Genomic DNA, 14,467 nt, shown 5'->3' on the forward strand with positions numbered 1-14,467 from the left:
CTGTCAGCGTGGCTAAGAGTATCGCACTGATGAACGCTTGGTGGGCTTTGTAAGTCATAGCGTGTCCTTGTTTCGGAGTGGCTTAATGCTTGTCTAGGCGGGCCCGGCCGTAAAAGGCCGAGGGAGCAGTTCTGAAGGAAAGTCCTGGTAAGAGACCGGCCGCAGAAACCGATTAATTGCAAGAGTGCCGACTGATGTGGCGCGCCCGTCGGACGTTGCTGGGTACGGTCCGCCGTGAACCATCGCGTGAGAAACCTCAACGCCGGTCGCGAAGTCGTTGACTATCAAGCGGCCCGCTAGGCTCTCGATTGAGGGAATGATCTCGGTCGCGGCTTCATAGTCAGCCTGATCAACATGAAGGGATACGGTGAGCTGGCCCTCTAGGCGAACCAACGAATCTAAGAGTTCGTTCATGTTGCTGCACCTGACGATCAAGCCCGCGGCTCCGAACACTTCATCCTGCAGCTCTGGATAACGCATGAGAGCGTCAGCGTCCGTCTCAAATAGCGCCGGAGTAGCTTCGTTGTCTCTGCCCTCGCTCCCGCGGACGAGCTGATCAACGCGCCAGTGTTCGGCAAGCTTCGTGACACCTGCTCTGTAGGCATGCAAAATTCCTGGCGTTAGCATTGTTTGGGCGGGCGACGAATGAATAGCCTCTATGGCACCCTTTCGGAATTTGGCCAGGCCAGGGCCCTCCATTGCCAGGATCAGCCCGGGGTTTGTGCAAAATTGGCCAGCTCCCAACGTAAGTGAACGGGCAAAGGCCTTTCCAATATCGACGCCCCTGTTTTCGAGAGCAGCGGGTAGAAGGATGACCGGATTGATGCTGCTCATTTCCGCGTACACCGGTATCGGCCGTTTTCTTTTGGCCGCGATGTCGAGCAAAGCCAGTCCGCCCCGACGAGAGCCTGTGAAGCCCACGGCTTGAATTCGAGGATCATTGACCAGCGCCTGGCCAATCTCGAATCCAGCGTCGAACAGCATCGAGAATATGCCCGGCGGCATTTGAGATTTGCGAACGGCTCGCGACACCGCTTTCCCCACAAATTCAGAAGTACCTGGATGCGCGGAGTGGGCTTTAACGATCACTGGACACCCGGCTGCGAACGCAGACGCAGTGTCGCCACCTGCCACAGACATCGCGAAGGGGAAATTCGACGCGCCGAAGACAACGACCGGTCCGACACCGATATTTCGAAGTCGAAGCTCCGGCTTGGATATGGGTCGTCTGTCTGGATCAGCCGCGTCGAGGCGAAGTCCCAAATGGTTGCCTACGGCAACCTCTTGAGCGAAGAGCCGGAGCTGCTTCACAGTTCTTGCTCGCTCAGCACTTAATCGCGATTTGGATAGCCCTGTCTCGGCCTCGGCCATTGATATCAGCTCATCACCGGACTGCTCGATCTCGTCTGCAATGTTCCCAAGGAACAGAGCCCTATGCCCGGAGTCGGTATCGCGAAAAGCGGCGTAGGCTTCCCAAGCCAAACGCGTCGCTTCTTCGACATCGGCGAATGTCGCCGACCGAAACTGGGTCGGTAAATCAACGCCAGTAAATGCATTCACCGCGTTAAACAGCTTTCCTTGCCCAAGCAGAGGCGAGGAACCGATGATGTTTTGACCAATTAACATTTTGACCTCATCCGCGATATCTGTGTTGGTCATCGCGACTTCTGACTAGCGCTTCGTGCCGGAGAACAGATTGATTATCCGGGCCGCCACGTCGGAATGCACTTCCTCCAATGCAAAATGGCCGGAGTTGTAATGCTGCACTTGAGAGCCGGGTGCGAGCGCACCAATAGCGTCCGCCGCATGCGGAGTGAAAATCGGATCGTTGTCGCCCCAAACCACCAGCGTCTTGGGCTTCTGATCAGCGAGATATCTCGCCCACGCCGGGTAGAGTTCGAGATTCGACGCGATGTCGAGTTGGAGATCGGTCATAACGCGACGCGATTCTGGATTGGCAATCGCAAAGGCATCGTTCGTCCAAGCATCTGGGTTGAGTGCCGACGCGTTTGCGGCGCCGTGCTGGTAGAGCGTGAGATCGGTTTTCATCGAAACACGAGATTCGGCCGCAGCCCTCTTGTCCGGTGTTTCGGGCCCCTTGTTCGACTTCACGACCTTGAGGCGTGCTGGATCCCATCCGTCTTCTGTGATCGCAATGTTCTGGAAGATTAATCCTTCGACCATGTCTGGATGACGAGTGGCGATGCGCATGCCGATCGGGCCGCCGAAATCCTGCATGTAGAAGATCGCTTTTTTTACTCCGAGCTTATCGAGCAGCTGTTCGATGGCAATCGACTCACTGTCAAAGGTGACATTGTTACCCGCAGCAGGTGCCTGGCTCTGCCCCATTCCCGGGTAATCCGGTGCAATCACGTGAAACTCGCTCGTCAGTTCCGGAATTAGATCGCGGAACATATGTGACGATGAAGGGAAGCCGTGCAGTAGCACGATCGTAAGCTTATCTTTAGGGCCGGCCTCGCGATAAAACACTTGGAGACCCGCGACTTCCTCTGTGTGGTAGCCGATGTCAGCTGCTCGTGTAATCCCGCAAAGCGTGGAGAACATAAGAGCTGTTAGTGATATGATCCGGAGGTTGTTCGAATTCTTCATGGCTAACTCTTTGATCAATGTTCATGTTTATAAAAGGGCATATGCCCCTAATGCAACAATCTAGGTTCGCTTTTCAAGCTCGATTTCGTGAGTGCTATGCGGCAAGAACGCCCACCTGGCCCTGGCCCGGCAGTGCCTGCATTTCCTCGATAAAGGTTCGCACTGGTGCCGCAAGCCTTGACGGGCTTTCGCTGCTAGCTGCCCAAACACGAACCGCCGGCCTGAAGTCTGGCGTTTCGATGACCTTAATCTGATCTCGCCAACGACATTGATCAAGGCCAGCAGGTGCAACAATGCCGATCCCATGACCTGCAGCGACAAGGGACATTTTAATGTCCGCACTTAGAACTTCTATCGCTACGTTGAACGGCAAGCGTGCGCTTTCGAAGGTATGGCCGATGTAATTCCTAAAGCCACACCCGTCATTGTTCAAAACCCACGGAAACCGAGAGAGCTCCAGGATCGTGGCTTGTTGAGGGACACGGAGAGCAGGGGAAGCCACCAAAGCGACCTCCGATCTGCCGAGGTCGACCGTTGAGATGCCCTGAGCGGGCGTTTCTCCGTCGGCAAGGCAGTATATTGCCAAGTCTAGATCGCCGCTAGCGACCCTGCTCTGCAGGGCAGGGGACCAGTCCGATGTTAGCTTGATCTTGAGGTTGGGAAATTCCGATCGAACCTTAGCAATCGGTGTGGTCACGGCCTCATCGGCCAGATGCGGCATAATACCTATCGTGAATTCTCCTTGGACGTCGCCGGGAGGGCCAGTCAGATCTACGCGAAGATCGCGCACCCCTCGGAGGATCTGCCTAGCGTAGTCATACACGCGAAGGCCATCAGATGTAGCCTTGTGCGGTTTGGATGCGCGATCAAGCAAGGCAGCGCCGAGCGTTTCCTCAAGAAGCTGAATCCTGCGTGTGAGCGCTGGTTGCGTGAGGTTGAGACGAATGGCAGCTGAGCCAACGGACCCAGTTTCAATGACGGCAACAAGTGCCTCGAGATCACGAATGTTCATGCAAAAAATCTATGAAGATTATCGGAGTTATTGATTTGTAGCATAATGTCTACACGCGGTAAATCCTGGTTGTTTCTATAGGGGTGAATTGTGATGAGCGCGATAGACGAAGTTCTGGACGATGGCAGTCGGGGCATTGCTTTACAACGTGTACCGGTGGCGCTGTTTGCGCTGGCCGTCGGCATCATGGTGACCAATCTGTTTGCGCCGCAGACAATGCTCCCGGCCATTGCCGAGAATTTTGAAATGAGCGGCTCATATAGCGGCTTCGTTGCTATGGTGACCTTGCTCGGCTACTCGGCGGGTCTGTTTCTCCTGGTACCGCTTGCCGATCTCCACGAGAACCGGACACTCGTCCTTGTGATGCTTTCTGTTGCGGGCACAACGGCCGCTCTCATAGCATCTGTCGATACAGTGGTTGCTCTCTTTCCCCTTCTTTTCGTTTTGGGGGCGTCATGTTCTGCTATTCAGATCTTGGTGCCCATCGCAGCCTCGATGGCCGCGCCAGAGAAGCGTGGACGAGTCATCGGCGACGTCATGGGCGGGTTGATGGTAGGTATCCTTCTCGCTCGTCCCGCCGCAAGCTTCCTCGAAGACGTTTGGGGATGGCGAGCATTTTACGTCGCAAGCGCGACAGTGACGGCTGTGCTTACACTCTTGCTCGCGATCAAGCTGCCGAGACGCGTTCCCGAGAGAGACCTCGGTTATGTCGGACTAATCAAGTCGCTGTTCCACCTTCTGGCGACGCAGCCCGTGTTGCGTAGCCGGGCGATCAGTGCTGCGATAGTGATGGCGGCATTCAACCTCTTCTGGACATCCGTCGCTACCATCCTGCAATCGCCTTCGTTCGGCCTCTCAGGTGATGGAGTGGGGCTCTTTGCGCTCGTCGGAGCGGGTGGAGCTGCCGTCACGCCCGTGTTCGGAAGAATGGCAGACAAAGGCCTGTCAAAAACGGTGACCGTTACCTCCCATTTCCTGATGATCTTGGGCTTCCTAGTCGCCGCCTGGGCAGGAGCAGCCCCTTCCGGCTTGCAACTTCTTTCTCTCGGGCTCTTGGGTTTGAGCGCGGTCCTTTTGGATGTGGGTGTTACGGGTGATCAGACTATCGGCCGCCACGCAATCAACCATCTTAAACCCGAGGCGAGAGGCCGTATTAATGGCTTGTTTGTTGGGATCTTTTTCTTGGGTGGAGCAGCCGGTTCTGCGGCATCGGGATTTCTTTGGTCCTACGGAGGTTGGTCCCTTACGTGCCTCGCGGGCGCGGCACTCGGGGCATTGGCATTGCTCTTGGGGATGCGGAACAGGTAGCGGTCGGCCGATATAAACGCATCAAAAATTGAAGGGATAGAACTTGAAAACGAAAGTATTTGGCAGCACTGGTCTACGTGTTTCGGAGTTGGTTCTCGGAACCGGGAACTTCGGCACCGGTTGGGGCTACGGAAGCGACCGCGAGGAAGCCTCCAAGATATTCAACGCCTATGCCGATGTTGGCGGGAATTTCCTTGATACCGCTGATTTTTACCAGTTCGGACAATCTGAGGAGATCCTTGGCGATCTTCTTACTGGCCGACGCGAAGACTTCCTCCTCACCTCTAAGTTCACGCTCGGCGACCAGAAAGGACTTGGGACGCTGAGAACAGGGAACAGTAGGAAATCAATGGTCTCGTCCGTTGAAGCTAGCCTCAGACGCCTCAAGACAGACAGGATCGATATATATTGGGCCCACTACGCGGACGGCGTCACGCCGAGCGAGGAGATTGTGCGCGGGTTCGATGACCTAGCTCGCGCCGGAAAGATCTTATACGGCGGCCTTTCAAATTTTCCTGCCTGGCGTGTTACTCGAGCGGCCACCCTCGCGGAGCTTGGCCGTGCGGCAAAGATTGCGGGAATTCAAGTTGAACACAGTCTCGTTCACCGCTCGCCGGAGCGTGAACTGTTCCCTGCTGCCGCCGCTCTTGGCATGGGCATCGTCACTTACTCACCACTGGCTGGGGGGATGTTAACGGGCAAATATCGTAAGGGTGAAGGCGGCCGTGAACTAGGGCTCGGTGGAAGAGCATTTCGCGCGGAAAACTCGGCGGAAAAGGCCGCCGTGGTAGATGTTCTCCTTGAGATGGCGTCTGAGTTGGAAACGACACCGGACAAAATTGCGATCGCATGGGTCGCAACAAAGGGCGGTATCCCGATGGTCGGTCCCCGAACACTTGATCAACTCAAGAGCAATCTGCGCAGTCTTGAACTCATCCTCAATGACGAGCAGATCAGCAAGCTGGATAAAGTCTCACATGGAATGCTCAACGATGAAAGGGAGGCGTTGCAGGGTGTCGCCGGTCGTGTTGATGCGCCTGCTGTTCACGTCGCTTGAGTTCGCAATTTATTGAAACAGTTCAAAACCGTAGCTTCTGAAAGTTGGAAATAAAACATGACAGATCAAGCGAAGAACAAAGCTCTCGTGCTCGAGGCGTTCGAAACCCTTTTCAATAAGCGTGACTACGACACAGCGCTCAAGTATTGGTCGCCAAACTACCTCCAACACAGTGCTCACATCGCTCCCGGCCGCGAGGGGCTCTTCGATCTAGTCCGCGCGGCGCCCAAGGACCTTAGGTGGGAATACCAACTGGCTGTCGCTGAGGGCGACTATGTCATCGTTCATGGGCGCTTTTCCAACACTGGGAGATCGGCGGCATGGATCGCCGCTGACATAGTTCGGATGGAAGACGGCGTCCTCGCCGAGCATTGGGACATGCTTCAGGACGAGGCGACGGTACAAGAATCAAAGAGCGGGCTGCCAATGTTTGGCAATACGTTTTCGGAAAACGGCAACGGGATTTGAGGGACCAGTCGGAGCCGAGCTCATTGGAAATGCTCACCGGTTCTCGGCCTTGCTATTGCCCTAGCCGCTGAGCTTTGGGTCTGGAGCGCAACATCATGTCGCCGGGGCTGAGCGACACTGTGCAATACGATAGACCGGACGACTGCTATCAATCTCCCAAGAAGCTTTCTTGGGAGATTACGGGGTCAGTCTGAGGATCGGCTAATGATTTCGCTCCGAGATCGTCATTTAACTCACATCTCCCGGGGTTAACTCTTAAGGGTCTCCCGAGAGGGACGGGGACAATGTGTTGTTTTCGGATGCGCGTAGAAGCGATCCGTGAATGGGCCGCAATGCGTCTCGCTTGGGGCCAACTGCAAAAACAATAAATAAGTACACTGTTAACCACGGCGATGGCAGAAAAACAACTTTCACGATATAGCGGAACAGCCCGTGAGGTTTTCGCCGCATTTATAAAATTGGGATTGTCCGCCTTTGGAGGCCCAATCGCACACCTGGGATATTTTCGTGACGAGTTCGTCACGCGGCGCGATTGGCTCGATGAGCGCAGCTATGCAAATCTGGTCGCGCTCTGCCAGTTTTTGCCCGGTCCAACATCGAGCCAGGTTGGCTTCGCATTGGGACTCGCTCGTGGTGGGCCCCTTGGTGCCCTGTTGGCATGGGTGGCATTCACGCTCCCATCGGCGATTTTGATCTATTTATTCGCATACAGCGCCCCGCAGTTTTCTGGGGCGATTGGGGGTGGAGTAATCGTCGGTTTGAAGATCGCGGCCGTCGGGATTGTGGCGCACGCGGTCTGGGGTATGGCGCGAAATCTTTGCCCCGATCGTCCGCGGGCAACCATTGCCCTCGGCTCGGTGCTGATCGTTGTATTTGGCCCTAGCTCGTTCGGCCAAGTGCTTGCGATCGTATTTGGTGCTGGATCTGGGTACCTACGATGCCAGGACAGACAGCAGGCGCACGATTCTCATCTACAGTTTCAGATCTCGCGCACGTCGGGAGGGGCGATACTCGTCCTTTTCTTCGTAATGCTCGCTGGGTTGCCTTTGCTCGCTTCCGCGCTCGGCTCGCAGGGTTTTACAGTTTTCAGTTCCTTCTTTAGATCTGGTTCTCTGGTATTCGGCGGTGGGCATGTGGTCCTGCCGCTACTGGAGACGGAAGTTGTCCGGTCAGGATGGGCAACCCAGGATCAGGTTCTAGCCGGATACGGGGCCGCGCAAGCAGTGCCTGGTCCGTTGTTCACCTTCGCCGCATATCTAGGAGCTGTAATTGAGCCTGAGACCAATAGGCTCACGAGCGCAACAATCGCTTTGATGGCGATCTTTTTACCGGGCTTTATGGTCCTTCTAGGCGTCCTCCCATTTTGGGACGACTTACGAAGATACGAAGGTGTGAGGGCGGCAATGACAGGCGCAAATGCTGCCGTGGTCGGCATCCTTGGTGCGGCATTCTACGATCCGGTCTTCACAACGGCAATTTTAGGTCCGCACCATTTCGCCCTCGCGCTTAGTTGCTTCGTGCTTCTAGCGGTCTGGAAGGCAGCGCCCGGATGATTGTGGCTGTTGCAGCCGCAGGCGGTATTTTGATCGTCGCAGTCTAGGAGCGATAGAGAGCAGCGCCAACGAGGAACTGAAATGTCACTTGATCCTATCCTTGAGCCGACGGCACTCGGTGCCGCCGGTTTCATTCAATTGCTAGATGTACGCGACCAAGAAGCATTCGAAGCGTCTCATTACCCTTCGGCCGTGCGCGTTCCCGTCGAAAGGTGGGAGGCGGCAGCCAAAGAGGAAGAGACTTCGCTCGACAATGTCAGCTATTGGGCGGATGAGATCACGCAACTTGGAATCCACAACAAATCGACTGTTGCCATTTATGATGACGGGCGCATGACCGAGGCGGCCCGAGTTTGGTTCATTCTTCAATATTTCGGTGCAAGCGCATTCCTTCTCAATGGTGGCTGGCCCGCTCTAACGTCCAGCTGCTTCCCCGCGGAGGTTCCGGCGTTTGTCGGCAACAAGCCCCCATTTGAAGCCCGGCCTGGCGCAGGGCCTGTTGGACTAGTCGACCGCCATGCATTGAGGATCGGCCTCAGCGAGGACAAACGAATCCTCGACGCTCGAACCCGAGCCGAATTTTACGGAAATGACCTACGCAAAAACACGCGCGGTGGTCATCTGCCTGGAGCGCGGCTCCTTTCCCATTCCAGCTTTCTAGTGGACGGGTGGATCAAACCTCCCGCTGAGTTGCGTGATCTCCTTACCGAAGCGGGCTTCCAATTCGGTGACCATGTTGTCACACACTGCGACGGTGGCGGCCGCGCGGCCCTAGCCGCCGCGGTAGCGGCGAGGGCTGGCTATGAAGACGTTCGAGCTTACTACCTAAGCTTCGCCGACTGGGCCAAGGACGATAGCTGTCCGGTTGTCACAAAAGATTGAAAGTGCTTTCGCGAGCAGGCGGAGTAAACGGACCTGGGCACTTGCATATGTGTAATTGCACATCTATCTATTTAGAGCGCTGCCCGATGCGCAGCTGCCGACGATAAATTTTTAGGAGATCGCGATGGCGAACAAGATCCTTGTGACAGGTGCAACCGGCGAGACCGGAAAATACACGGTGGCGGAACTGCTTAAAGGGGGGCGGACAGTACGGGCCTTGGTTCGGAAAGAGGATGACCGGTCCGCAAAGCTGCGGGAGGCCGGTGCGGAGATTATTGTGGGCGACATGCTAGAGCATGACGATCTCATCGCTGCAGCGAGCGGTGTAGATGCCGCCTACTTCTGCTATCCCGTCCGTCCTGGCCTGATCCAAGCGACGTCATATCTTGCTGACGCTGCACGCAGAGCAAATCTGCAGCTTGTGGTCAACATGTCCCAAATCTCGGCCCGCGAGGATTCGGAAAGCCACGCCGCCCGTGATCATTGGATTTCCGAGCGTATCCTGGACTGGTCTGGTGTCCCGTCGACCCATCTACGGCCAACCTTCTTTTCGCAATGGTTCCTCTACCCCCATGCACAGGCATCTATCGTGAATGACGGTGTGATCGATCTACCCTACGGCCACGGTCGTCACGCGCCGATTGCCGCGGAGGATCAGGCCCGCTTCATCGCGAAAGTGCTCGAAGAGCCCAGTCGTCATGCAGGTAAGACTTATGCGCTCTACGGACCAGTCGAGCTTTCCCAGCGGCAAATTGCCGATGAGATCGGCAGCGCCCTAGGGATTACAGTGAAGTATGCCCCTACGACCATTGCAGAATACAAAGACAGATTGGAAAGCCAAGGACTGCCGCCATTTCTCGTTCAACACTTCTGCGCGATTGCGATCGATTATCAGAACGGCATCTTCAGCGGCGAAGACGAGATCATTAAGGCGGAAACAGGATCATCTCCATTGACCGTTAGGGAGTTTGTCGAGCGCCACCGGTCGGAGTTTCATTTTCCCAATAAGTAAAAGCGAAGGTGCGGCCTGATGGCCGCACATCCACGCTCATTGGAGTAATTAGAAATGCAACGGTTTACAGATAAGGTCGTAGTGGTAACTGGCGGCGGCTCGGGCATCGGTCTCGCAAGCGCTGGGTTGTTTGCGCGCGAGGGTGCAAAGGTAATTATTATAGGACGTAACGAAGCGGCGCTTCGCATTGCAAGTGAGAGCCTAGACGGCGACGTCGAGGCCGTATCGGGTGACGTCTCACGGCTCCGGGACCTCGACTCGCTTGGTGCCTATATTGGTCGGAAGCACGGAGGAGTCGATATTCTATTTGCCAATGCCGGTGGCGGGGCGCTTGGGCCCGTCGAAGGCGTGACCGAGGCTGATTTCGACCGGACGGTGGCCACCAACTTTAAGGGCACGTACTTCACGGTGCAGAAACTGATTCCACTGCTACGGAATGGAAGCTCTGTCATTTTGAACACTTCGATCGCCGGCTCCAAGGGATTGCCGAACTTTAGCGTCTATTCCGCCACCAAAGCCGCGGTACGGTCGCTTGCACGGACATGGACCACGGACCTGCGAGGCCGCGGCATCCGCGTTAACGCAATTGCGCCTGGGCACATTGATACCGACATCATGGTCCGAAACGGTATTCCAGCCGAACAAGTCGCCGGTATCAACGATGAGGTTACAAGACAGATCCCAATGAACCGAATGGGAACCCCGGACGAGATCGCGAGCGCTGTGGCCTTCCTCGCCTCCGACGATGCGTCGTACATCACGGGGATTGAACTGACCGTCGATGGTGGTTGGATCCAAGTGTAGATCGAAAGCCGACGAGAGTTCGTCGGCTTTCAGCTTGCTGTCAGCTGGACGAAGCATGCTCGGCATTCGAAGTTAGGGCATCCCGTGCAAAATAAATCTCATATAAATGGTGGCCGCTGGCCCGCGCTCGTATTCTTTGCGTCCTCGCTTGCGTGGTTCGCAATCCTCTGGTTCTTCAAGCGCAACTTTGCAGTAGATATCGCTGTTTCCCGCGCGTTCTTCAGCAGGCACGCTTGCAGCGGCTCACAGCTGAGAACTGTATGCGGTGAATTTTCCGAGAGCCAAGCCCCATTGCTTACTGCCTTGCGATGGTTGTTGTACGCCCTGCCTAGTCTTGGCGCAATGGTCCTTGCACTCGCGCTCTTTACAGCGAGAACGCGTAACAAGCCGGTACGCCTGCTCGTCATCGAGCGCATTTGGCCAGCATTGGGCAGCCTAGCAATAAGCACAGGTCTTCTGACAAATTTTTGGCTTAAATCTCATTCTGGCCGACCAAGGCCGATACAAACGAACTTGTTCGGCGGGTCGCTCGAATTCGAACCAGCAGGTTCATTTCTTGGAGCCTGTGTCCGCAACTGTTCATTCGTTTCGGGAGAGGCCTCTGCCGCAGGATGGCTCGCCTGCCTCATATTTATCGTACCTGCGAAGCACAGGGCTCTCGCTGCGCCGCCAATCTTGTGCGCATCCATCGCGACGGTTTATCTCAGGGTCGGCTTTGGTGCGCATTATGCCTCTGACGCGATACTAGGCTGGTTGCTGTCAGTGGTCGTGTTCGCCGGTTTCTTGGCTGTCGCCGAGTGGTCGGCCGTACTGCGAAGAACCGATTAGCGAGCTCGCGATCTCGTGAACCAACAGGCGTACGGTTTTGCGAATGGTCCCGCAAAAGGGCGATAACTGCGCGGCCCCAATGAGGGCGGCGTAGATCAGTTGTGCTCGCTCAAGTCTCTCAGCGTCACTGCCTCGCGGCAATAGTCTCGCAATCGCAGCGACGCGCTCTTTGGTGTTCGCCCTGAAGGCTTCCTGAACAGACGATGGTTGCCGCCTTATTTCAGACCCAAACGCAACTGCGGCGCTATGGACGGTGTCGTCAGAACCAAGGAGAAAGTCGACGACCGTATCCAAACGTTCTCGAGGTCCTGATTGGTCATCGCGGATCTGGTCGAGCAGGATCAGCATTTCATCATCGACGGCGCATGCGACCATTTCTTCCCTTGAAGAGAAGTGCTTGTAGAAGCCGCCATTCGTCATCCCAACCGCCGATGTGACGTCGGCAAGACTTGTCCCCGCAATACCGACTTCACGCAGGCAACGCGACGCCGCCTCTATCAGGATCGGCGCGTTGCCTGCATCTCTGCCTTCTTGCTTCGACGTCGGGGTTGAGTGGCCAACGAATGCTCCTCGCAAAAATACCATGAATATGTGGTATTGCACATGATTGCGATCTGCGTCACTAGGATTTGCACTGGCCGAGGTCAGATCAGCCGAATCTCTCGGGGAGACTAGAAGTCATGAGCAGTCAGACAGTAATCGGGCACCCGCCTGTGTCCTTTGGCAAGGTGGGCGTGCTGCTCGTCAATCTCGGAACGCCCGATGGCACCGACTATTCCTCGATGCGCCGCTATCTCAAGGAATTCCTGACCGACAAGCGCGTCATCGAATGGTCGCCCTGGAAATGGTACCCGATCCTGTTCGGCATCGTGCTGAACACCCGCCCCGGCAAGGTCGGCAAGGCTTATGAGCTGATCTGGAACAAGGACAAGGACGAGAGCTACCTGCGCACCTATACGCGCAGCCAGTCCGACCTGATGGCCGAGCGGCTGAAGGACCTGCCCAACGTCGTCGTCGACTGGGCGATGCGCTACGGCAATCCTTCTATCGCCTCGAAGATCGATAGCCTGAAGGCCGCCGGATGCGACCGCATCGTGCTCTTCCCGCTCTATCCGCAATATGCGGCAGCGACGACGGCGACAGTCAACGACAAGGCGTTCCAGAAGCTGCTCACCATGCGCTGGCAGCCCGCCCTGCGCACTGTCCCTGATTATCACGACGACGAGACCTACATTGAGGCGCTAGCCAATTCGGTCACCAATCACCTGGCGACGCTCGATTGGGAACCGGAGATGGTGCTCGCATCGTTCCACGGCATCCCGATGTCCTACTTCAAGCAGGGCGATCCCTATTACTGCCAGTGCCAAAAGACCGGCCGCCTGCTGCGCGAGCGCCTTGGCCTGTCCAAGGACAAGTTCATGGTCACCTTCCAGTCCCGCTTCGGGCCGGAAGAATGGCTGCAGCCCTATACCGACAAGACGGTCGAGAAGCTGGCACAGGACGGCGTCAAGAAGATCGCGGTCCTCAACCCCGGCTTCGTGTCCGACTGTCTCGAAACGCTGGAAGAAATCGCCGAGCAGGCCGCCCACTCCTTCCATGAAAATGGCGGCGAGAAATTCGCGCATATCCCCTGTCTGAATGACAGCGAGGACGGCATGGCGGTGCTGGAGAAGGTGGTGCGGCGCGAGCTTCTCGGCTGGGTATAGCAGCAACACAAGAATCGGCTTGAATTAAAAGGGCATATGCCCGTATATCGGCTCAGTCTATGTTGGATCTTACAATGGTATCTATTGATAGCGGCGAGGGTGCCCTGTTAGCGAACGGTAGCCAGTGCGTGTCTACGGCAATTCGAAAAGCTGCGCGGCGAGCTACGCAATTCTACGACAAGGCACTCGCTGGAGGTTTAAAGTCGACCCAGTTTGCTATCCTCGCTGAGCTAAAGCGTGCTGGCAATAGCTGTTGCCTTGGGGATCTTGCGGATTTGCTAGTAATGGAGCGATCCGCCTTGGGTCACAGTTTGCGGCCGTTGGAACGGGAAGGGCTAGTTGTCTTACAGGTAGACGTTGCGGATGGTCGGAAGCGCGTCGCCGCTCTGACACCGATTGGCGTAACACGCCATGGTGCTGTTGAACTAAAATGGCGCGTGGCGCAGCAAGCATTTATGGATGCTGTCGGTTCTAAGGTCGCAGCTGAAATCCGAGACAAGATGTTGGGGATTGCAGCAAACCCTCAGCTTGCCGGCGTGTCTTGATAGAAAATTCTTTCGTCGCGGTGACCTTCGCACTCACGACACCCACCGCCGCCGGCCGGTTCCTCCCCCTTCTGGCGGTGGCGGTGGTCCTTTCACCCGCCCTGGGCTCAACGAGCCTTCCAAGCAGGAAATAGCCCTGTCTGTCCGTAAGCATTCATGCATCGATCGAAAACGGCGATATCTGCGTATCCCCGTGCGATCAGCTGCGCGCCCTCGACTGCCGCAAAGATAGCCTCCGCTCTCGTGTCGGCGTCAGTTCGGTTGAGATCTAGGGCTCCAAGAAAGACTTTTAGCCAATTAATGTTGCTTTCCGAAAATCTATCGACTTCCGCTCTCACCATTTCCGGCAGCTCGTCGCGCTCCGCGATCATAATACCACAAAGGCACATCCGGTTGTCGCGTTCGAGGGCAGCGCGAAATGCGTCCGTATAAGTTCGCATGGTGTTGGCAGCCTGAGAGGGTTCGAGCGACAGGGCACTCAGAAAGGTCTGGGCATCGTCTGAATATTGCTTAGCCAGCGCCGCGCCCAAATCACCCTTCGTCGGAAAATGATAGTGAACGCTCGCATTCTTGATGCCAATTTCCTTGGCCAATTCGCGGAAACTCAGGGCTGTGTATCCATGCGCCTGCACCGTCAACTTGGCGGTATCCATAATCAATTGACGTGTGTCTTTCGTCATCT

Annotated in this window: 14 protein-coding genes and 1 pseudogene; 10 read left to right on the top strand and 5 right to left on the bottom strand. The window is 56.0% G+C overall.

Annotated features, from left to right (window positions below):
* Positions 1-93: 93 nt before the first annotated feature.
* From AC1DIJ_RS15170 to AC1DIJ_RS15180, 3 genes are all read right to left on the bottom strand, one after another.
* Positions 94-1,659 carry an aldehyde dehydrogenase (NADP(+)) gene (locus AC1DIJ_RS15170; RefSeq protein ID WP_310295257.1) on the bottom strand — a complete coding sequence of 522 codons (1,566 nt, stop codon included), beginning with the start codon at positions 1,657-1,659 and terminating at the stop codon, positions 94-96.
* 12 nt (positions 1,660-1,671) lie between these two features.
* On the bottom strand, positions 1,672-2,610 hold the full coding sequence (locus tag AC1DIJ_RS15175) for an alpha/beta fold hydrolase (RefSeq protein WP_112389342.1): 939 nt from the start codon (positions 2,608-2,610) through the stop codon (positions 1,672-1,674).
* Positions 2,611-2,704: 94 nt separating this feature from the next.
* The gene (locus AC1DIJ_RS15180) at positions 2,705-3,622 is read right to left on the bottom strand and encodes a LysR family transcriptional regulator (RefSeq protein WP_112389341.1); all 918 of its coding nucleotides are present in this window, start codon (positions 3,620-3,622) and stop codon (positions 2,705-2,707) included.
* A 93-nt stretch (positions 3,623-3,715) separates the two neighbouring features.
* On the opposite strand from AC1DIJ_RS15180, the gene AC1DIJ_RS15185 reads away from it, so the two are divergent.
* The 8 genes and pseudogenes from AC1DIJ_RS15185 to AC1DIJ_RS15220 all read left to right on the top strand — a co-directional run bounded on the left by AC1DIJ_RS15185 (position 3,716) and on the right by AC1DIJ_RS15220 (position 11,534).
* Positions 3,716-4,930 (top strand): MFS transporter, encoded by a 1,215-nt coding sequence (locus tag AC1DIJ_RS15185; RefSeq protein WP_112389340.1) that lies wholly within the window; start codon positions 3,716-3,718, stop codon positions 4,928-4,930.
* Positions 4,931-4,973: 43 nt separating this feature from the next.
* The gene (locus AC1DIJ_RS15190; RefSeq protein ID WP_112389339.1) at positions 4,974-5,987 is read left to right on the top strand and encodes an aldo/keto reductase; all 1,014 of its coding nucleotides are present in this window, start codon (positions 4,974-4,976) and stop codon (positions 5,985-5,987) included.
* A 57-nt stretch (positions 5,988-6,044) separates the two neighbouring features.
* The gene (locus tag AC1DIJ_RS15195; protein WP_112389338.1) at positions 6,045-6,455 is read left to right on the top strand and encodes a nuclear transport factor 2 family protein; all 411 of its coding nucleotides are present in this window, start codon (positions 6,045-6,047) and stop codon (positions 6,453-6,455) included.
* Between the two features lie 392 nt (positions 6,456-6,847).
* A pseudogene (chrA, locus tag AC1DIJ_RS15200) lies at positions 6,848-8,055 on the top strand (chromate efflux transporter).
* Positions 8,056-8,089: 34 nt separating this feature from the next.
* Positions 8,090-8,890, top strand: coding sequence for a sulfurtransferase (locus AC1DIJ_RS15205; protein ID WP_112389337.1), 801 nt, complete (start codon positions 8,090-8,092; stop codon positions 8,888-8,890).
* Positions 8,891-9,014: 124 nt separating this feature from the next.
* A complete protein-coding gene (locus AC1DIJ_RS15210; RefSeq protein ID WP_112389336.1) occupies positions 9,015-9,902 on the top strand; it encodes an NmrA family NAD(P)-binding protein in 888 nt (295 codons plus the stop codon).
* A gap of 54 nt (positions 9,903-9,956) precedes the next feature.
* Positions 9,957-10,706 carry an SDR family oxidoreductase gene (locus tag AC1DIJ_RS15215; RefSeq protein WP_112389335.1) on the top strand — a complete coding sequence of 250 codons (750 nt, stop codon included), beginning with the start codon at positions 9,957-9,959 and terminating at the stop codon, positions 10,704-10,706.
* A gap of 342 nt (positions 10,707-11,048) precedes the next feature.
* Complete coding sequence (locus AC1DIJ_RS15220) at positions 11,049-11,534, top strand: phosphatase PAP2 family protein (protein ID WP_112389334.1); 486 nt, start codon at positions 11,049-11,051, stop codon at positions 11,532-11,534.
* Here the strand turns inward: AC1DIJ_RS15220 and AC1DIJ_RS15225 are convergent.
* On the bottom strand, positions 11,466-12,119 hold the full coding sequence (locus AC1DIJ_RS15225; RefSeq protein ID WP_162706038.1) for a TetR/AcrR family transcriptional regulator: 654 nt from the start codon (positions 12,117-12,119) through the stop codon (positions 11,466-11,468). The genes AC1DIJ_RS15220 and AC1DIJ_RS15225 overlap by 69 nt on opposite strands.
* A gap of 95 nt (positions 12,120-12,214) precedes the next feature.
* Here AC1DIJ_RS15225 and hemH point away from each other — a divergent pair, with 95 nt between their 5' ends.
* Positions 12,215-13,240 carry a ferrochelatase gene (gene hemH / locus AC1DIJ_RS15230; RefSeq protein ID WP_112389332.1) on the top strand — a complete coding sequence of 342 codons (1,026 nt, stop codon included), beginning with the start codon at positions 12,215-12,217 and terminating at the stop codon, positions 13,238-13,240.
* A 74-nt stretch (positions 13,241-13,314) separates the two neighbouring features.
* Entirely contained in the window at positions 13,315-13,785 is a 471-nt protein-coding gene (locus AC1DIJ_RS15235; RefSeq protein WP_162706037.1) for a MarR family winged helix-turn-helix transcriptional regulator, read from the top strand.
* 107 nt (positions 13,786-13,892) lie between these two features.
* On the opposite strand, the gene AC1DIJ_RS15240 is transcribed toward AC1DIJ_RS15235, so the two are convergent.
* Positions 13,893-14,465, bottom strand: a complete 573-nt coding sequence (locus AC1DIJ_RS15240; protein WP_310295268.1) for a TetR/AcrR family transcriptional regulator — start codon at positions 14,463-14,465, stop codon at positions 13,893-13,895.
* Positions 14,466-14,467 lie beyond the last annotated feature (2 nt).

It is taken from the genome of Rhizobium sp. 10N427, assembly GCF_056394605.1.